This is a genomic window from Chitinophaga sp. (assembly GCF_039596135.1).
GTDB lineage: Bacteria > Bacteroidota > Bacteroidia > Chitinophagales > Chitinophagaceae > Chitinophaga.
On record NZ_JBCNKH010000002.1, the window covers coordinates 270,374 to 291,646 of the forward strand.

Here is a 21,273-nt window from a genome sequence, read left to right on the forward strand (position 1 = left end):
CTTTATTGGCCTACAATTACAGCTCCCAAAAACCTTGAAAACCCGGCCCTGTAATTACAATAAAGCATAACCGTCAGAGAGTCAGACGTGTGCCTATACCCGCTACTGCCATTTCAGCCTGAGTGGATCCCTCCCACCAGACAGCGAGCAGGGTAGATAATGTGAGCGGCGCAGTCCTATCCATATCGTCTACAAAAATCCAGCGATAATGAAAGTAAACTTTACCTTTCGTGATGCATGGCTATGCACCTATGCAAGACATGCAATTCTTTTCCTTCTGCTACTAACCGGCCTCGGTAAGGCCAGGGCCCAGGTAAGCCCTTCAGTAACCGCTACCACAGCAAACCACAAAAAACAGGTGATAGGGTATATCACCCAGTGGGATGCCTGGAAAGAAGTATCGGGTATCGTTCCCAAAGGTGGCTACAACCAGCTGAACGTGGACTATTCCCAGTACACCATCCTCAACTTCTCCTTTTTTGGCGTAGCCAAAGATGGTTCCCTCCACAGCGGCGATTTCCGCAACAAAAACATTTACCAGGTAGGCGCCGTTCAGGAACCAGCCGCACTGATAAATGAAGATATTTACAGTAGCTGGGACCTGTACCTCCTCAAAGGAGAACTGGACGCTCCTATTTATTATATTTCAGATGGCAGCTATGCCTACTCACTGGGGTATCGTAACTCAGGCAGCGGCTGGACTAACGTAAACACCGGTAAATCTGGTAGTTTCCCGTTAAGCGTGCCTAAACAGGGTGGCGCACCAGGTCTGATCGACCTCTGTCACCAGAAAGGTATCAAAGTGATGGCCTCTATCGGTGGCTGGAGTATGTGTAAACACTATCCTTCTACCGCCGCCGACGCCACTATGCGTGCCAGATTTGTAGCTAATTGCGTAGACCTGATCAATATGGGTTTTGATGGTATCGACTTCGACTGGGAATATCCAAACGGAGCAGGTATGAATATCGAAAACTACAGCCAGGCTGACTATGCAAACTTCGCTACCCTTGTAGAAGCGGTGAGAGCTGCTATCGGTACCAGCAAACTGATTACCGCTGCTTTTTCTGCTGTTCCCTCCAAACTTTCAGGTTTTGACTGGACCCGCCTGAACAAATCTATGGACTACTTCAACCTGATGACCTACGACTATAATGGTGGCTGGTCAAACATCGCAGGGCACAATGCGCCCCTGTACGATTATCCAGGTGCTGAATATTCCGGATTCTCTATCGATGCGACTGTAAAAGGTGTGAAAGCACTGGGTGTGAACATGTCTAAAGTAAACATCGGTGCGCCCTTCTATGGCCGTGGTGTAGTATGTACCGGCACAGCAGCGCTGAATGGCGCTACTACCAAACGGGCTGAAACCGTACAGCCGGATGGGCCTATCTCTACCTGTGCTGACTATACCAACTGGGCGCTGAACCTGTGGGATGGTACACCAAACTATAGCTACATCCTGCAGCAAACCGGCTCCGGCTCTGGTTGGACTGACCACTGGGATGACAATGCGAAGGTGCCTTACATGACGAAAGGTAACTACTTCCTTAGCTATGACAACGAAAAGTCTATTGGCCTCAAAGCTCAATACATCAATGACAATGGTCTGGCAGGTGTGATTGTATGGCAGGTATTTGGCGATATGCTGAACATGACCAGCAGCACGACTGCAAAAGGTAAACTGATCTACTGCCCTGCTACTACCTCTCCGCTGGTAAATAAGCTGAATGCTGTATTTGCAAATGGTACAGGTACTACCAACCAGTCACCTACAGTGAGCATTTCCTCTCCTGCAGGTGGCGCTTCTTACACTGCCGGTGGTGCTATCACTATCACAGCAACTGCTGCTGATGCTGATGGTTCTGTAAGCAAAGTGGCATTCTACAATGGTGCCACACTGCTCGGCACTGTTACTGCTGCTCCATATACTTATACCTGGAGCAATGTAAGTGCAGGTAGCTACTCCATCACTGCCGTTGCTACCGACAATGCTGGCGCTACTACCACTTCTACCGCGGTAGCTGTAACCGTTAAATCTTCTACTTCAGACAATACTTCCGGTAAAGTACTGGTGGGTTACTGGCACGACTGGAACCTGGCATCTGCACCTTACATTCGTCTGAAAGATGTGGATTCAAGATATAATGTCATTGAAGTGGCATTTGCTACTACAGGTAGTGACTACGCTACAGTAAGCTTCACACCTGATGCCAGTCTTACTTCCGAAGCTGAAATCAAATCTGACATTGCTACTTTACAGGCACAGGGCAGAAAGGTTTTACTGTCTATCGGCGGTGAAAACGGTACCCTGCTGCTCACTTCTGCTACAGCAAAAGCCAGCTTCATCACCAGCATGAAAGCGGTGCTGGACAACTACAACTTCGATGGTTTCGACCTGGATATTGAAGGTGGTACTTCCCTCCAGCTGGATAACGGAGATAAGAACTTTACGGCGCCTACTACTGCCAAAGTAGTTAACCTGATCGCTGCATGTAAAGAAATCATCTCTTACCGTACAGCACAGGGTAAAAACTGCCTGCTGACCATGGCGCCTGAAACATATTATGTACAGACTGCTTACGGTGCTACTTATTCTCCACTGGTAGGTGCTTACCTGCCTATTATTTATGGTCTGAAAGATCAACTGTCATGGATTCAGCCACAGCTGTACAACACTGGTTCAGTAACTGCCCTGGATAATAAAGTATACAGCTCTGCTACAGCTGACTTTATTGTATCTATGACAGAAATGCTGCTGACAGGTTTCCCTGTTTCCGGTACCAGCCTTACATTCCCTGCATTGCGTCCTGACCAGGTAGCCTTTGGTCTGCCAGCGGCTCCGGGTGCAGCAGGTAGCGGATACACTGCCCCTGCGCAGGTATTGAATGCCTTGAATTATTTAGTAAAGGGTCAGTCCTATGGTGGTACATATACCTTACGTAACAGCGCTGGTTATTCCGGTCTGCGTGGTATCATGACCTGGTCTATCAACTGGGATGCGGTGAATAACAAAGAATTCGCCAGCAACTATTATCCATTCTTCTTTGGTACTACCGGTGGCAATCAGTCTCCATCCGTGAGCATCACTTCACCAGCTGCCAATGCTTCATTTACAGCACCAGCTTCTGTGACTATCACGGCTACGGCTACTGATGCTGATGGTTCTATTGCCAAGGTAGAATTCTACAACGGTTCTACATTGTTGGGTACATCTACTACCAGTCCCTATACCTATACATGGAGTAGTGTAGCAGCAGGCAGCTATTCACTCACAGCTAAGGCGACAGACAACGCCGGCGCCGTGACAACTTCTGCCGCTGTTGCAATTGTAGTAACAAGTAGCACAGGTGGCGGTACTTGCGACGGTATCGCTGCCTGGACTGCTACCGGTATCTATACTGGTGGCACCAAGGTGGTTTATAACAGTAAGATCTATACTGCTAAATGGTGGACACAGGGAGAACAACCTGATACCCATTCCGGCGAGAGCCAGGTTTGGACATATACAGGTGATTGTTCCGGTGGTGGAACCGGTACCGGCTCTGCACCAACTGTAAGCATCTCTTCTCCATCTGCAGGTGCTTCTTACACTGCTCCTGCTACTGTATCTATCACAGCTGCTGCATCTGATGCTGATGGCACTATCGCGAGCGTAGCCTTCTATAATGGTTCCACACTGCTGGGTACTGTGACTACTTCACCTTACACTTACAGCTGGACCAGCGTAGCTGCAGGTACTTATTCCCTGACAGCAAAAGCTACAGACAACAGTGGTAACACTACTACCAGTGCTGCTGTAAGCATCACCGTAAACGGTTCTACCAGCACTGGCAACTGTGCAGGTGTGGCTACTTACCAGCCTTATCCTGCTGTGTACAACGCTGGTGATAAAGTGGTATACAATGGTTACCTGTACGTAAGCCTTGCAAATGGCCTGTACAATGTAACGCCTGGTACTGCTGACTACTGGTGGCAGCCACTGGGTGCTTGTACCGCTTCTGCCGCAAGAACTGCTAATACAACTGTAGTTGCTGCTGAAACAACTGCCAAAGATCAGATCCTGGTGTTCCCTAACCCTGTTACGGGCAACAACCTGCAGGTAAGCCTAACCGCTGCTGCTGGTGAAAAGATCTGGGTAGAACTGTGGAGCATCAACGGTAGCACTCCTGTGATCAGAAAAGAATATGTAGCCGGCGCCAAAGGTGCACAGGTGATTACACTGGATGTAAGCCGTTTACCTCAGGGTACATGGATTCTGAAAACATCCAATGCGAAAACCGGTCGCAATGGTGCTGCGAAGGTGATTAAAATGTAATTGGACAAGCTCCATCTATCCTTTTAGGAACTACGGGTGATTAAAAAGGCCCGTAGTTCCTAATTCTAATTTGAAAAACTACCGCAGTCAGATTTTTTACTTTTCCCTCACCGCAGGAACCGCCCTCAAAGCGGGGCGGTCTCCGATGCGGCTTTTTATTCACCCTTTAAAAAATGAACCTGCATGAATTGAATCTTTACACTCCTACCATTTTATTCTTCATTTTTTCCACGTTAATCCACATTTATTAACAGGCTAAAATCATTCTTTATGAATGCTAAGAACTGTATCGTACTGCTGATTATAGCACTATTGAGTCATACCGCGCTCTTTGCCCAATCAGGTATTTATGCTGGTGGACCTGTATATAAAAACAGAAGCTACTCCATCAGTGAACTCAGAAAATCAGGTTTTACATATGTAGTGGTATGGACCATACATATCGATGCCAGTGGCAACTTTAATTTCAATGCTGAATTCCCGTTAGTGCAAAATGGATCTTATGTGGGTGCAAGCACCTATCCTAATTTTGCAAATGATATTGCCCTGCTGAAGTCAGCACCGACTTCTATTAACAGGGTTGAGTTTTGTATCAGTGCATGGGGCTCCGGCACATTTGCGAATATTAAAAACCTGATTGCTGCACAGGGTACCGGTAGTACGAGTATCCTGTACAAAAACTTCCAGGCATTGAAGAATGCTATTCCTGCTGTAGATGCCATTGCCTTTGATGATGAAAGTACGTATGATGTAAGTTCTTCTACAGCCCTGGCAGTGATGTTGGGCAACCTGGGTTATAAGGTAACATTGGTTCCTTATACGAATAGCAGTTACTGGACCAGCGTAGCTACAAATACCAACAATCAGCTGGCTGGCACTGTGACCCGTGTAGACCTGCAGTGCTATTCAGGTGGTGCTGGAAATAGCCCCTGCAGTAGCAGCTGGAGCTTTGGCTCTATTCCTATTTATGCAGGTTTGTGGGATTCAGAAAAGTCTACCTCACAGGTGACCAGTACATTGAATTCATGGAAAAGCAGTTGCAGCAGTAAACTGGGTGGTGGTTTTATCTGGTTGTACGACGATATTGACAATTCCAGTTCCACAGCCAGTTATGCAGCTGCTGTGAACAATGTGTTTGGCGGGGGGAGTCTGAATACAGCCGCGGCTACTTTTTACAGGGATTGTAATTATAGTGGGCTAGGAATTAGCCTGCCGACAGGTAATTATACACTCGCACAACTGAGATCGCATGGTATCCTGAATGACGATATCTCTTCTATACAGGTGGCCGGCGGATATCAGACTACGGTATACGCCGATGATAATTATGGTGGCAGTTCATTGCTGGTAAATGCCAATAATTCCTGTTTGGTGAATAACAGCTTTAATGACATTGTCAGCTCTCTCAAAGTATCCACTGTTACATCTGCTTCCACTACAAAGATTCAGGCAGAAAGCTACAGCTCTATGTCAGGTATTCAAACGGAAAGTACTACGGATGTGGATGGTGGGTTGAATGTAGGTTATATTGATACCGGCGACTGGCTGGCGTATTCCAATATCAATATTCCGGCAACCGGTACTTATCGTATAGATTATCGCGTAGCGAGTGAATCAACCGGTGGTCAGTTATCGCTGGATCTGAATGCAGGTGCTACTGTGCTGGGGTATCAGGCAATTCCGGTAACGGGTGGCTGGCAAACCTGGCAAACTGTATCACAGACTGTGAATATCACGGCAGGTACATATGCCTTTGGCATCTATGCCCAATCCGGCGGCTGGAACCTGAACTGGTGGAGTATTACACCGGTATCCACAGCAAGAGTGGCCGCTTCAAAAACCATCACGCCAACTACCTTTAGTATATACCCGAATCCTGCACAAAATGAATTAAAGACCAATGTTGACCTGGCAGGCGCTTTGATACAGATCTACGATGTAAAAGGTAACCAGGTAATCAATTTAAAACCAAGTTCTAATACAATAAATATATCCCGGTTGATACCCGGAACGTATACACTGGTAGTCATCAAAGGTGGTAATCGTATCACCCGCCAGTTTATCAAACATTAATTTTTTCACTCCCTCAAAATAAACCATATGCAAACAAACAAATGGATAAGGGCTGCATTCCTCAGCATTGCAACCCTTATTTCTTCCTCACAGGCATTCTCGCAGTTCAAAGTGGTGGGATATATGCCTTCATGGTCTGGTGATGTAAATGCTATACAGTATAGCAAACTGACCCACATCAACTATGCCTTCCTGCTTCCTACCGCTACTGGTGGTTTGCAATCCATTGAAAACCCCTCCAAGCTTTCCAGCCTGGTCTCTCTCGCGCATGCGAACGGAAAAAAAGTACTGATTGCTGTAGGTGGATGGAATAATGGAGATGACAGCGGTTTTGAATCTATTGCAGCCAACAGTAGTTACCGTACTACATTCGTGAATAACCTGCTCAGTTTCGTGAGTCAGTATGGCCTGGATGGTGTGGATATAGACTGGGAATATCCGGATGCAGGTGCTTCTGCCAACAATTATGTATCGCTCATGACACAGCTGTCTACCGCCCTGCACAACCAGGGTAAACTGCTCACTGCTGCTGTAGTAGGTACTGGTGGTGAGAGTATCCTGAGCAGTGTATTCTCACAGGTAGATTTCCTGAACATCATGGCATACGATTACAATAACTATGACCACTCTACATATTCCTATGCATCACAGGCTATCACTTACTGGAAGGGTAGGGGACTGGCAGCGGGTAAAGCGATACTGGGTGTACCATTTTACGGACGTCCTTCCTGGGAAACTTACGCAGCACTGATTGCCAGGGGTGCTGACCCATATAGCGATACATACAGTGGTGTAGGTTACAATGGTATTACTACCATCAAAGCTAAAACTGATCTGGCTTATAATTCAGGTGGTGGTATCATGATATGGGAACTCTCCGGCGATGCTACAGGTACCTATTCACTGGTATCAGCTATCAATACTGAACTGGGCGTATTGCAGGGAGGTACAGGTGGCGGCACTTCCACACTGATCCAGGCAGAGAACTATACTTCTATGTCAGGTGTGCAAACAGAAACGACTACTGATACAGATGGTGGTCTGAATGTAGGCTACATCGATACAGGCGATTGGATGGCGTATGCAAATATCAACTTCCCTACTACCGGCACATATAAAGTGGAATACCGTGTAGCCAGCGAAAGTACTGGCGGACAGTTATCCCTCGATCTGAATGCAGGTTCTATTGTACTGGGATATTTAAATGTACCGGTAACGGGTGGATGGCAGACATGGACGACCATCTCTCACACCGTGAGTGTAACAGCAGGTACTTATGCACTGGGCATTTATGCACAATCCGGCGGCTGGAACCTGAACTGGATTAAAATTACCAAAGTATCATCTGCCGCTAAGTCAGCAGCCCCAACTACTACCATAACCGCTGCTGATACGCATGAGGGCAGCGTGATTATATACCCTAATCCTGTAGCAACCGATCTGCACCTGAAGGGAGAATACACCCAACCAGGCGGTTACCTCACTGTTTACGACCTGAATGGCAAGCAGGTATTAAACGTACAGAGTGGGGTACAGCAGATCGCGGTAGCTGGATTACCAGCAGGTACATACCTGTTGATCTATACAAAAGGTGAAAAACGAATCACACAGAAGTTTGTAAAGCAATAGTCTTAGCACGCCATATCAATTTTTATTAACCATTTAAAACCAAAACCCTCAATTATGATTCGATCCTTGAAATTCCCTCTATTGTTAACCGCTATGCTGGCGCTGACAGGTAGCGCTGCCATGGCACAAAACTGGCAACTGGTATGGTCAGACGAATTCACCAACAGCATTGGTGCTGATTGGGTATTCGAGACAGGTGCCGGCGGCTGGGGCAATAACGAGCTGGAATACTACCGGGCAGAGAATGCCAGTATCGAGAATGGTCAGCTGGTGATTACCGCAAAAAACGAGAGCTACGGCGGAGCCAGTTACACTTCCACCCGTATGAAGACTCAGGGCAAAAAATCATGGACATACGGCAAGATTGAAGCCCGTATAGCACTGCCCTCTTTCTCTGGTTCATGGCCTGCATTCTGGATGCTGGGCAACAATATCGGCTCTGTAGGCTGGCCGGCCTGCGGTGAAATCGATATCATGGAACACATTAACACCGATGCCAACGTGTATGGTACTGTACACTGGGTAGGCACCAATGGTGGTCAGGCCGATTACGGCAGCAACACTCCTGTGTCCGTGACCGGTTACCACGTTTATTCCATCGAGTGGACCCCTACCTATATCAGGTGGTTCGTAGATGGTGCACAGTACAATGAAATCAACATCGCTAACAACGTAGGCAGTACTGAAGAATTCCAGAAGGCATTCTTCATCATCCTGAACTTCGCTATTGGCGGTAACTGGCCAGGTTTCAACATCAATAATGCTGCATTCCCGGCCAAGATGTATGTGGATTATGTAAGGGTATACCAGGATGGTGGTACCAGCTCATTTACCAAACAGGTAGAAGCAGAATCTTACAGCTCTATGTCTGGTGTACAAACTGAAACAACTACCGATACCAATGGTGGTTCAAACGTAGGTTACATCGACACCGGCGATTGGATGGCTTACAACAGCATTACTATCCCTACTACCGGTACTTACAAAATTGAATACCGTGTAGCTTCATTGAGTGGTGGCGGACGTCTCTCTCTTGACCTGAATGCAGGTTCCACCGTATTAGGTTACCTGGATGTACCATCTACAGGTGGCTGGCAGAACTGGACTACGATTTCCCATACCGTAACCATCAATGCCGGTACGTACAACTTCGGTATCTACGCCCAATCCGGAGGCTGGAACCTGAATTGGTTCAAGATTACAAAACTGTAAAAGAGCATTTGTTTTAATCTATCAACGCAAACCCTTATGAGCACAATTGTAAAATTTCTATCTGGCGCAACCATGCTGATGATGTCGGCAGCACTTGCTTTCGGGCAACAACAACCGTATCGCTTAGGCTCTCCTGCGGGCCTTCGCGACGATATCAGGGCACAGGCAAAATCTTCAAATGCACGTTTGACCAGCGCTGCAGAATTAAAAGTAGGTCCTAATACTGTATTGACTGGTAAGGTAAACGCCCGTCGTACAGATAATAAAACTGAGGAATTCATGGCCGGTGAGATTGATGGTGTAGCGGGTTCATCTTTCTACCTGGAAGTAAAAGGGGAAGATGTACGTGGTTTCGTGATTCTCCGTAAAACCAAAACCGGTTATAAATATTATACTGAAAACGGTACTGCCTATGTGAAACAGGTACCACTTGATTCTATCCTTTGTATCGATTACACACCGGCACCTGCTCCTCAGGGTGGTGCTAAGGTGGCGTCTGCTACTGCTACCAGCAGTGTAGCTGCACTGGGTTCCCTGCAAAGTCTGCCAAATGCCAATGGTGTGGTACTGCTGGATTTCGATGGCCAGGTTGTAACCAGTTCTTACTGGAACAATGGTGTGACCATCAATGCTGCAGCAGCTAACCTGACTGATGCGCAACAGCTGGAAGTATGGGAACTGGTAAGTGAAGACTACCGCCCATTCCAACTGAATATCACGAACGATGAAGCAGTGTACAATTCATATCCTGCCAACAGAAGAATGCGTTGCATTTTCACACCTACCAACACAGCTGCTCCCGGCAGCGGTGGGGTGGCTTACATCGGTTCATTCAACTGGGGTAATGAAACACCCTGCTGGGTATTTAATGGTGGTGTAAAAGGTGCCGGTGATGCAGCCTCACATGAAATAGGCCATACATTTGGTCTGGGTCATGATGGTCGTACCAATCCTTCTGAAGGTTACTATCTGGGTAATGGTACCTGGGCACCCATCATGGGGGCAGGTTACTATGTACCAGTTGTACATTGGAGTAAAGGTGAGTATCAGTATGCAAACAATACAGAAGATGACCTGGCTAAAATTGCCAGCTCTACTTATGGTGTAGGTTACAGAGCAGACGATTATGGTGGTTCCATTGGAACTGCTGCTTCACTGGGAGTAAGCACCAGTGGCGCTGTAAATAAAAGTGGTGTGATTGAGCGTACAGGCGACCTGGACTTCTTCTCCTTCACTACTGGTGGTGGTGCATTGTCCCTGAGCATAGCAACCCCTACACGTCAGCCAAACCTGGATATACTTGCAACTTTGTACAACAGCAGTGGCACTGTAGTAGCGACTGGTAATCCTTCCGGACTGCCTGCTACACTGAGTGCAACGCTTACAGCAGGTACTTATTATGTATCTATCACGGGTACCGGTTACCTGGATCCTGCTACTACCGGTTATTCCAATTATGGTTCACTGGGTAGTTACCAGATTACGGGTACAGTGCCTACCCCTTCTACAGCTGCAGCTACTATCTATAAAGATTGTAACTATGGCGGCTATGCAATTACGCTGGGCGTGGGTAGCTACAACATGGCTGACCTGATTGCACTGGGTGCAGCGAACGACGATGTTTCTTCTATTAAGATTGCAAGCGGTTACGAAGTGATCCTGTACAAGGATATCAACTTCGCTGGTGATGCTTACCTGTTCAGGGGCGACTGGTCCTGCCTGGTATCAATAGGTTTGTCTGACGGTTCTACTGTGAACCTGAATGACTGGACTACGTCACTGGTAGTACGTGCTTCTACAGCCTCTGCTGCCCGTACCGCTGCACCTGCTACTGCTGCTTCTGCAGAGAAAGTACAGGATGGTGTAACGGAAGAGACTAAACTGTCTACATCCCTCACTGTTACGCCTAACCCAACTGCCAACGAAGTACAGGTAAAAGCACCGGCCAAGGATGGCTACCTATATGTAAGCATCTACACCCTGGATGGCAGAACTATCCTGGCACCAAAACGCATAGTAAGCGGTGAGAAGGTAGATCTGTCCAAAGCAGCGCCTGGTGTTTACCTGGTAAGAGTATTCAATGGTGTTGAAACAGAAACAAGAAAGATTGTAAAATACTGATGATGAATTGCTAAGCGAAAACGGCGCGGAAAGCAGTTGCAGCGTGGCTGCGTTGTAACGAGCAAACCCTGCCAATAGTAAAACCACCGGTTACATTGTTAACAGGTGGTTTTGCTTTTTAATACGTACATTACTTTGCATCGATGTTACAGGGGTAAATACATTTCAATTAGTTTTAATTTAATTTTTTATGATAAAATAGTGCACAATAAAAAGAAATGTTACTATTTTATCTGTCGGATTGATGGAGCCATTGTATTGAAACCCGGACCCATTTAAACAGCCATATAATTTGTATTAGACAAATACAGATTATATAAATGTCGTGATATGAATACACAAGATGCCGAGTTAGTAGTATTGTTACAACAGGACGATGTAAGTGCTTTTGATTCGCTGTACTGGAAATATCACCAGGCAGTGTACCGTAACATTTTCAAGTTTGTAAAGGAACCTATTGGAACTGAGGATATTCTCCAGGAGGTGTTTACCAGGTTGTGGGAGAAGAGAAAGGAAATTAATGCTACCCAGTCGGTGGCCGGATGGCTATTTGTAATCAGTTTTAATTTATCGGTCGACTATGTAAGGCGCAAGCTGCGCGAACAAACCATTCACAAAGAGCTATATAATATAAATCCTGACGATGACCTGGGGCTGGATAATAAGAATGTGTATGAAGAGCAGTATCAGTTACTCGAAGAGGCGATTGCACAGTTATCTCCCAAAAAGCGAAAGATCGTAACGATGTGTAAGCTGGAGGGGAAGACATATGAAGAAGTCGCGGCGGAGATGAATATTTCCCGGAATACGGTGAAGGAACATCTGTCGATAGCGATGGCTAAACTGAATGAATATATTCAAAAAAACAAAGAACATAAATACATAGTATTATTCCTCCTTTTCCTGAATTATCACGACTAGGAGAACCTTTAAGCTATCTTGATCAGGCCCTCTCTACAGGAGGGCCTGTTTTTTTTCGTATATACCTGCATAAAAATACACCGTAATATCTGCAATATACAACTGTATCTTTTCACAAATCTTTGGTCCCAACATATTAGTATTAAGAATATGTAAATTTTTTTCAAAAACCACCCACCCACAAAAACCACCCTTACGTATTTAGTGTAAATAAGCAATCAAAATAGTGCAGAACAGGAAGGAATACTTCAAACATCTGTTGCATAATAGGAACTGGACACAGGAGGACAGAGCGTGGTTTCTGCAATATTTGGATGAAAAAGATCTTACGGAATTACAGGAATTTGCCGCAGCTGAATTCAACGCGGACCTGTTTACAGCCGAGCCGATACTGGCCAGGGAGGACGCTGAGAGGATATTGAAAAATATTCATCAGCGCATCGCACCAAAGCCACAACCGATAGTAAGAAGGCTATGGTGGAAGGTAGCGGCAGCGGCTATGCTGGTACTGGCGGCAGGCATTGGGTACTACAGGGTCTCTCACCCACCTGTAAACGAATTGATTGTATTATCAGGAGCGCAACGAAAGCAAGTGACGTTGCCCGATGGATCGAAGGTATTTTTGGAACCCCGATCCTCATTAAAATATAAAGGAGATTATGGTAAAGCGGAGCGCGAAGTGGCATTGTCAGGAGAGGCGCTGTTCGATGTACAGCACGACAATGCACATCCTTTCATCGTCGCGTCTCCATTAATAAATACACGGGTACTGGGTACTTCTTTTAATATAGAAGCCCGGGATGCCCGGGAAGCAAAAGTAGTGGTTTTGACAGGAATGGTACAGGTACAGGCTATAGATGGAAATCGTAATGATGGTCAGGAAGTGATTCTCACCGCCAATAAAAGAGCCGTATACAACAAAACTACCGACCAACTGCAAATGTCAGATGCTTCCGATGATGCGAGATTTTATTTACAGAAGCAACAGGGCCGATTCGCATATGATGGCACTGAGCTCATGAAAGTGGTAAACGACCTGCAAAGGTATTACAATATTAATGTTACAGTAGACAAACGCTTACAGCATTGCGCCTTTTATGGTGACTTCAATACTATTGATGAGCCGGAGAAAGCCCTGAACGTAATTGCTTTATCGTTGAACGCCAGAATCAATAAGGACAGCACCGGAAACGGATTCACCATCAGTGGAGGTAGCTGCCGGTAGAAAAGAAAGTAGGAAAAAACAAACACAAGCAGTTAACCGAGACAACCTTATGAGAGGATAGGACCAGCATTTTGTACTGTGAAAGAATGCCTGCCGGGGTTTAGTACGCACCCCGCTACAGGCCGGCATCCGGACCCTGTACTGCCTGATTACAATCGGCCTGTTGTAATCACTGTGAAACCCAACCAAGGTTAGCCATTTTACTGTGAAATGCAAACATTGCAACAACCAAAATGAATCGCAAAAACATGACGAAATCTAAACGCACGCCGTCCGGGTAACCATTTTCTAAAAATCGGTTAATCCATGAAAAAAACATGTACTGCACCGCAGCAGGTGCGCTATTGCCCTGGCTTCACAAGAGCCGGAATGGGCACTCTATTTCCTGAAACGCACAAAACAATTTATGACCAATGCTTAAAAAGGCGACCCTATTCCTTCAACTAACCGTGTTCGCGTCCCTGTTATGTATACACGCTGCCGGTTTTGGTATACAGGATGCACTGGAGAAGAAAATATCCCTTGAGTTAAAAGATGTATTGTTAAAAGAAGCATTGGACAAGATCGGGAATCTCGCCGACGTATCATTTATATACGCTGGCAACTCTGTCACCGCCATCGACAAGGTCGATGTGAATGCTCATAATGAAAAGGTAGGGACGCTCCTCAATAGATTATTAAAACCTTATTCACTGTCGTATACCGTACTGTATGATCGTATCATCATCCGGCAGGCAGACAAAAAAATCAACTCAAGCGTGACCAGCACAGGCCATGCAGTGGCTTTCCGCACACAGGACATTAAAGGTGTAGTGCTCACCGCAAACAAAGAACCATTGCCAGGTGTGGCAGTAATGATCAAGGGGACAACCAGGGGGACTACTACCAACGACAAAGGTGTGTTCGAGCTGAAAAATATTCCGGCAAATGCCGTACTGGTTATCAATTTTACTGGCTATGAATCGCAGGAGATTCCGCTGGCCACCTTCAAAGGTGAGTTGCTGACCGTGCTCCTGAAAGAGAAAACAACCAAACTACAGGAAGTAGTTGTAACAGGGTTTCAGAACATCGATAAGAATAAGTTTTCCGGTGCTGCTACCCGTATTAAAATGGAAGATGCGAAGATTGACGGTATGCCCGATGTGAGCCGTATGCTGGAAGGTCGCGTAGCCGGTGTGTCTATTCAAAACGTATCCAGCACATTTGGTTCTGCACCTAAAATCCGTGTACGTGGTGCTACTTCTATCAATGGTGACAACAAACCGCTGTGGGTGGTAGACGGTGTGGTACTGGAAGACGTGGTGAACATCTCCAACGACCAGCTTTCCAGCGGCGATCCTACTACCCTGATGGGTTCTTCTGTAGCTGGTCTGAACCCTAACGATATTGAGAGCTTCGACATTCTGAAAGATGCTGCTGCTACCGCACTCTATGGCGCCCGCGCTATGAATGGGGTAGTGGTGATCACTACGAAGAAAGGAAAAGTAGGTACGCCCTCTATCGTATACAGCGGCAACTACAGCACACAGCTGAAACCCAATTATGGTAATTATAATATCATGAACTCAGCCCAGCAGATGTCAGTACTGGCAGAACTGGAACGCAAAGGCGCGCTGACTTCAGATATCCTTTCCCGTGCTGATAACGGGGTTTATGGAAAGATGTACGAAAGACTGAATGCAGATGACAACGGTGACTTTCCATTAGAAAACACCCCGGAGGCGAAAAGGAATTTCCTGCTGAGATATGCTTCTGCCAATACGGATTGGTTCAACATCCTGTTCCGCACCAGCTTTATCCAGGAGCACTCCCTCAGTATCTCCTCCGGTACAGACAAGTCTCAGTCCTATTTCTCCACCAGCTATTATCACGATAATGGCTGGACGGTAGCCGACAGGGTAAGCCGGTACACACTTAACTTCAGGAACAACTATAAGTTGTCTGACAAGGTCACGGCCGGCTTCTCTGTCTTAGGCTCCGTACGTCAGCAAAAAGCCCCCGGTGCCCTGAGCCGTACCAGCAACCCGGTGGAGGGGCAATATGACCGCGACTTTGATATCAATCCATTCAGCTATGCACTGAATACCAGCCGTACGCTGACAGCCTTCGATGAAAGCGGTAAGAGAGAATATTTCAGAAGAAACTTTGCACCGTTCAACATCCTGACTGAAGTAGAAAATAACTACCTCAAAATAAACATGATGGACCTGCGCCTGCAGGGAGATTTTTCATGGAAGCTCACGAAGAACCTCCGCTATGAACTTGTAGGCGCCCTGCGCTATGTAAAATCTTCACGCGAACACCAGATCACGGAAAACAGTAACATGGCGAATGCTTACCGTGCAGACGGCAATTCTACCATTGCTGAGAACAATAAGTTCCTCTATCGCGACCCGGACAACCCTGATGCATTGCCACAGGTGGTATTGCCTTACGGTGGTTTTTACAACCGTACAGAAGACCTGCTGGTGAACTATGATTTTCGCAACAGCCTGAACTACTCCCTCAATGTGGCAGACAGGCATAACCTGAATGTGCTGGTAGGGCAGCAGGTAAAGTATGCTGACAGGCAGAACTCATCCAACACAGGTTATGGTTACCAGTATGATAACGGTGGTGTGGCATTCACAGATCCCCGCATTCTGAAGCAGACGATTGAAAGCAATTTCCCTTACTATGGCATGAGCCAGGACTACGATCGCTTTGCAGCATTTTATGCCACTGCTACTTATGCTTTCAAAGAGAAATACAACCTGACTGGTACTACCCGCTATGATGGATCGAACAAACTGGGGCGTTCTAAAAATGCCCGCTGGTTGCCTACGTGGAGTATATCGGGAAGCTGGAACATAGACAAGGAAGGTTTTATGAAACAGGTTACCTGGGTAGATTACCTGGCATTGCGCGCAAGTTATGGTCTGACAGCCAGTATGGGACCTGCTACCAACTCCAACATTGTATACCAGACCGTCAATACCAACCGTGGTCACCTGGATGAAGTAGAATCAGTCATTAAAATTGCACACCTGCAGAACGACGACCTTACCTGGGAGAAGATGTACACAACAAACATTGGCCTGGATGGTACCTTCTTCGACAGACGACTCAATTTCTCTATCGATGCTTACAGGAAAAAGAGCTTTGACCTGATCAGCCTGATCAAGACATCAGGCATTGGCGGGGAGCTATACAAAGCAGCCAACTATGCAGATATGAATTCCAAAGGGATTGAAGTGATGGTAGGTGGTGATGTGATCCGTAAAAAGGATTGGGGCTGGAAGGCGAATGTGACCTTCGGTTACAACACCAACAAGATCACCAATGCAAAGAACATCCCTGCCATTTTTGACCTGGTAGTGCCAGAAGGTGGTAATAAAGAAGGATACCCGGTAAGAGGGTTGTTTTCTATCAAATACGAAGGGCTGGATCCAAAGAATGGTTATCCCCGTTTCCTCAACCAGGATGGCGAAATCAGTGCGGATGTGTACCTGCAGGATCTGAATACTTCTCACCTCGTATATGAGGGCCCGGTAGATCCCCCGGCCAACGGTGGTCTGTCTAACACTTTCCATTACAAGAATTTATCCCTGAATGTTTTTATCACTTACCAGTGGGGCAACAAGATCCGCCTGTACCCTGCGTTCAAGACAAACTATTCTGACCTGGATGCAATGCCCAAAGAGTTCTACGACCGTTGGGTAATGCCTGGTGATGAAACAGTGACAAGAACACCATCTATACTCGATGCACTGGAGCAAAATGTGATTTACGGTACTTATCCATATAACAACTATAACTATTCGACCGATAGAGTGGCCAAAGGCGATATGATCCGTTTGAAAACAGTATCCCTCACGTATCAGCTGCCGCAGCATTTAGTCAAAAGGGCCGGGCTGAATAACCTGTCAGTAACAGGGGCTGCCATCAATCCATGGCTGATTTATTCAGACAGCAAGCTGAGAGGACAGGATCCTGAATTCTTCAACACGGGCGGGGTAGCACAACCTATTCAAAAGCAATTTACACTTTCATTAAAAGTAGGACTCTAAAAAGAAGAAGACTAACATGAAAAATTTTACACGGGTATCATTGATCAGTCTGGGCCTGCTTGCTATGAGTAGCTGCAGTAAATACCTGGACCAATCTCCTGATAGTACCTGGACAGAATTAAATACACCGCAAAAGGTATCCCAGTTGTTAGGCACTGCGTATCCGCAGGCCAACTACATTGTGTTTTGTGAAGCGATGTCTGACAATGCAACAGACAAAGGGGCCGGGCAAATAGAAAGGACAAATGAAGATCCATATTTCTTCAATGATGTAAACGACATCAAGGAAGATTCTCCTGAGTGGTACTGGACAGCATGCTACAAAGCCATCGCTGCCTGTAACAATGCACTCAAGGCATGTGAAAAAGCTACTGACACCACGCAGTACCAGGCGCAAAAAGGAGAGGCGCTGGTAGCCAGGGCATATGCTCATTTTATGCTGGTGACATTCTTCTCCAAATTCTATAATGCTGCCACAGCAGCTACTGATCCGGGCATTCCGTATGTAACGGAGCCTGAAACGGTGGTATTCAAACAATACGACCGTGGCACGGTTGCCGATGTGTATGATAAGATTGAGAGAGATTTACTGGCCGGCATTCCGCTCATTAACGACGAAAAATACGACGTTCCTCATTACCACTTCAATAAATCGGCGGCTTACGCCTTTGCTACCAGGTTCTACCTGTTTAAAAAAGATTATGCAAAGGTGGTGGAGTTTGCCAACAAGACTTTCCCTAACAATGACCTGGCCGGTTACATGCGCCCATGGAATACCACTTACAGAACGATGACCCCATCCATGCTGTGGGAAACCTATGCCCGCGCGACCGAAAAATGTAACCTGCTGCTGGTAGAAACGCAGTCACTATATGGGCGATATGTAGCGCAATACCGCTTTGGTATGAATCAAAGCATAGAGTTCGCCGTGCTGGGAAGTAATGTAACAGGTGGTAACTACACGTATCCAATATACTACTATGGTACCCGCGACTACTTTGTACCCAAGCTGACAGAATACTTCGTGAAGGCATCCGTGAATGCGACGATCGGTGATCCCTATGTGATGGTGCCGCTGTTTACCACAGAAGAAGTATTGTTCAACAGGGCAGAGGCCAATCTTTATTTAGGCAATACCAGTGATGTGCTGGCTGACCTGAACCTCTTTGCCAGCAAGCGTATCGTGAACTATGACGCCACTGAGCATGCGGTGACCATTGCCAAGGCACAGACTTTCTATGGTACTTCAAACAGCAGGAATGCTTTGCTGAATACCATCCTTGGTTTCAAGAGAGCAGAGTTTTTACAGGAAGGGCATCGCTGGTTTGATATACAACGGTATGGTATCACCGTGAACCACTATGATATTTATGGCAATAAGGTGACTGTAACTGCCGATGATAACCGCCGTGTATTGCAATTACCACTGTCTGCCCAGACAGCAGGACTTGCTTTGAATCCCAGATAACAACCAAAAATATTTCGCATATATGAAACCGTTAAACGCACTCTTTTTCTTTCTGCTGGTGATCGCACTTGCAGCCTGTTCAAAAGAAAACGATGATCTAAGTGGTGTGCAAGACATCCCCGGCCTGGGTGGAGACACCTGGGTCGAGGATTCTTTAGACAAATGGCTGTACGATTCCCTCACCGTGCCTTACAACATAGAGGTGAAGTACAAATGGGATCAGTTTGAATTTGATGTGACCAAAACACTGGTACCGCCTAAGGAAGAAGTAGTGATCCCTGCCATGCAGGCAATTATGAAGGTATGGATAGATAATTATATTGAATATGCCGGAGAACTTTTCTTCAAGAAGTATTCTCCCAAATTTTTCATTCTCTCAGGCAGCGCCAGCTGGAATGACAATGGTACCATCACCCTGGGTACTGCCGAAGGTGGCCGCAAGGTAGTAATGTACCTGCTGAATGAATTCCGTACCAAGGGCATGGATGGCTACCAGCTGGGTGATACTGCCAATGTGAAGCAGATCTTTCATGTAATAGAACACGAATTCGGGCACATTCTTCACCAGAATATTATGTACCCAACCGAGTTCAAAAAGATCAGTGTTGGGCTCTATACGGCAAACTGGAATAATATCTACGATTCCGATGCACACCAGGATGGTTTTGTAACGGCCTATGCCATGAGCAGCGAGAATGAAGATTTCGTAGAGATGATTGCTACTATGCTGATAGAAGGGAAGGAAGGATTTGACAGGATCGTAAATAGCGTAGAGGATAAGACCAGCGACAACGGCACCACCCAGGCACAGGCAGTAGCCGCCCTGCGGCAAAAGGAAGCGATGGTGGTGAACTACTATAAATCCGCATACGACGTAGACTTCTACGCTTTACAAAAGGCAACCAGAGACAGTATTAACGCACTTTTTTATTGATGCTTTATGAGAACAAATTTATATCTCTATATTTTCCTGACTACATTATTCTTTGCCGCCTGCAAAAAGGACGATGATAATGTATTTAAACAATCGCCCGATGAAAGGATTAACGAAGTGCTCAGTACCTACAGTACTGCGCTTACCAGTGCCGAATATGGATGGAAGGGGCTTGTGTATCCCTCGGCTATATCCAAAGTACCTTTTAGTTTTTATTTCAGTTTCGATACAGCGAATCGTGTACAGATGTATTCAGACTGGGATTCGGCTACGCTCTCTGTAATGCAGGAGAGCAGTTACCGGCTGAAAGCCCTGCAGCAGCCTTGTTTATTATTTGATACCTACAATTACATTCATATACTCTGCGACCCCGACGCCGGCGTAAATGGCGGTTATTATGGCGGCGGATTGCTATCCGACTTTGAGTTCATACTGGATGGCATAAGCAGCAATGGTGATACAATTAAACTTACAGGACGCCAGCATAGCAGCAAGGCCGTGCTCGTCAAAGCTACCTCCAAAGAGGCACAGGATTATTACGATAGAAAACGGAACTGGGATTTTGAAAAGGTTTCCCGGTTTCTTACTTACTTTAAAAAGTTACACACGGGCAAAGGTGACTATGACATCTATGTAAACCCGTCATTCAAGAGCATTAAGATCGTAAATGCCAACGTAAAATTCAGTGCCGGTTATTACTTCACTCCCAACGGTGTGGCTTTTGATAAACCATTTACCGATGCCGGTGAGACCATTAATGGATTTGAAGATGCCACCTGGTCAGAAGAAAACCAGCTCATGACCCTGAAGGTCAATGACAGAACTGTTACTATCACCAGTGACAAGAAGCCCTACATTGTAGACAGCACTGCCGGTACCCGCTGGTACAATACGGCTTTGAACGCTGCTAACTATTACTACGCGGATAGAGGGATTCATGTAGATGGCCAGGATGACTATTACAATTTCAAATCCATTTCCGGTTTTGAGTACCTGTTTTATTATCCCAATTTCCAGAGCAGTGGGTATGATTTCAATGGACTCATGGAAAACAGTTACTATGGTCCTGCCTTCAAAGCAAGATTCAGTACTGCCGGCATTGCCACATTTACCTACGGCGGCACATTCTACACGATCCCTGACTACAGCAATACCACCATATCTAATATTGTCACCAAGATCACAGAAAGCACCGGTTACTACTTTGTACAAACCAGTGACAACAATACCTATGACATGGTGAATGTAAAAGATGCGCGTAGCTGGATCAGCTGGCAATTATTCTAATGCATTAACCCCCTAAATAATAGAAAAAGAGAACCC

The 21,273-nt window shown here is 46.2% G+C and carries 11 protein-coding genes; all 11 read left to right on the top strand.

Annotation, left to right across the window (positions count from 1 at the left end):
• The first annotated feature begins 208 nt into the window (after positions 1 to 208).
• Positions 209 to 4,318, top strand: a complete 4,110-nt coding sequence (locus ABDW16_RS03080) for a glycosyl hydrolase family 18 protein (protein ID WP_343667649.1) — start codon at positions 209 to 211, stop codon at positions 4,316 to 4,318.
• 270 nt (positions 4,319 to 4,588) lie between these two features.
• Positions 4,589 to 6,391 carry a carbohydrate-binding protein gene (locus ABDW16_RS03085; protein WP_343667650.1) on the top strand — a complete coding sequence of 601 codons (1,803 nt, stop codon included), beginning with the start codon at positions 4,589 to 4,591 and terminating at the stop codon, positions 6,389 to 6,391.
• A 27-nt stretch (positions 6,392 to 6,418) separates the two neighbouring features.
• Positions 6,419 to 8,020, top strand: coding sequence for a glycosyl hydrolase family 18 protein (locus ABDW16_RS03090; protein ID WP_343667651.1), 1,602 nt, complete (start codon positions 6,419 to 6,421; stop codon positions 8,018 to 8,020).
• 54 nt (positions 8,021 to 8,074) lie between these two features.
• Positions 8,075 to 9,232: a carbohydrate-binding protein gene (locus ABDW16_RS03095; protein WP_343667652.1), complete on the top strand. Its 1,158-nt coding sequence runs from the start codon at positions 8,075 to 8,077 to the stop codon at positions 9,230 to 9,232.
• A gap of 36 nt (positions 9,233 to 9,268) precedes the next feature.
• Positions 9,269 to 11,353: a T9SS type A sorting domain-containing protein gene (locus tag ABDW16_RS03100; protein WP_343667653.1), complete on the top strand. Its 2,085-nt coding sequence runs from the start codon at positions 9,269 to 9,271 to the stop codon at positions 11,351 to 11,353.
• A gap of 330 nt (positions 11,354 to 11,683) precedes the next feature.
• Positions 11,684 to 12,274, top strand: coding sequence for a sigma-70 family RNA polymerase sigma factor (locus ABDW16_RS03105; protein WP_343667654.1), 591 nt, complete (start codon positions 11,684 to 11,686; stop codon positions 12,272 to 12,274).
• A 226-nt stretch (positions 12,275 to 12,500) separates the two neighbouring features.
• On the top strand, positions 12,501 to 13,499 hold the full coding sequence (locus ABDW16_RS03110) for a FecR domain-containing protein (protein WP_343667655.1): 999 nt from the start codon (positions 12,501 to 12,503) through the stop codon (positions 13,497 to 13,499).
• Between the two features lie 413 nt (positions 13,500 to 13,912).
• Positions 13,913 to 17,548: a SusC/RagA family TonB-linked outer membrane protein gene (locus ABDW16_RS03115; protein WP_343667656.1), complete on the top strand. Its 3,636-nt coding sequence runs from the start codon at positions 13,913 to 13,915 to the stop codon at positions 17,546 to 17,548.
• A 16-nt stretch (positions 17,549 to 17,564) separates the two neighbouring features.
• On the top strand, positions 17,565 to 19,016 hold the full coding sequence (locus tag ABDW16_RS03120) for a RagB/SusD family nutrient uptake outer membrane protein (RefSeq protein WP_343667657.1): 1,452 nt from the start codon (positions 17,565 to 17,567) through the stop codon (positions 19,014 to 19,016).
• Between the two features lie 22 nt (positions 19,017 to 19,038).
• Complete coding sequence (locus ABDW16_RS03125) at positions 19,039 to 19,950, top strand: putative zinc-binding metallopeptidase (protein WP_343667658.1); 912 nt, start codon at positions 19,039 to 19,041, stop codon at positions 19,948 to 19,950.
• A 6-nt stretch (positions 19,951 to 19,956) separates the two neighbouring features.
• Positions 19,957 to 21,237, top strand: a complete 1,281-nt coding sequence (locus ABDW16_RS03130) for a DUF4302 domain-containing protein (protein WP_343667659.1) — start codon at positions 19,957 to 19,959, stop codon at positions 21,235 to 21,237.
• The last annotated feature ends 36 nt before the right edge of the window (positions 21,238 to 21,273 follow it).

Excerpts from the sequence above, each read along its gene's own strand:
- ABDW16_RS03115 (WP_343667656.1), top strand. The coding sequence starts at position 13,913 with ATGCTTAAAAAGGCGACCCTATTCCTTCAACTAACCGTGTTCGCGTCC.
- ABDW16_RS03080 (WP_343667649.1), top strand. The coding sequence starts at position 209 with ATGAAAGTAAACTTTACCTTTCGTGATGCATGGCTATGCACCTATGCA.
- ABDW16_RS03125 (WP_343667658.1), top strand. The coding sequence starts at position 19,039 with ATGAAACCGTTAAACGCACTCTTTTTCTTTCTGCTGGTGATCGCACTT.
- ABDW16_RS03090 (WP_343667651.1), top strand. The coding sequence starts at position 6,419 with ATGCAAACAAACAAATGGATAAGGGCTGCATTCCTCAGCATTGCAACC.
- ABDW16_RS03105 (WP_343667654.1), top strand. The coding sequence starts at position 11,684 with ATGAATACACAAGATGCCGAGTTAGTAGTATTGTTACAACAGGACGAT.
- ABDW16_RS03100 (WP_343667653.1), top strand. The coding sequence starts at position 9,269 with ATGAGCACAATTGTAAAATTTCTATCTGGCGCAACCATGCTGATGATG.
- ABDW16_RS03130 (WP_343667659.1), top strand. The coding sequence starts at position 19,957 with ATGAGAACAAATTTATATCTCTATATTTTCCTGACTACATTATTCTTT.
- ABDW16_RS03085 (WP_343667650.1), top strand. The coding sequence starts at position 4,589 with ATGAATGCTAAGAACTGTATCGTACTGCTGATTATAGCACTATTGAGT.
- ABDW16_RS03120 (WP_343667657.1), top strand. The coding sequence starts at position 17,565 with ATGAAAAATTTTACACGGGTATCATTGATCAGTCTGGGCCTGCTTGCT.
- ABDW16_RS03095 (WP_343667652.1), top strand. The coding sequence starts at position 8,075 with ATGATTCGATCCTTGAAATTCCCTCTATTGTTAACCGCTATGCTGGCG.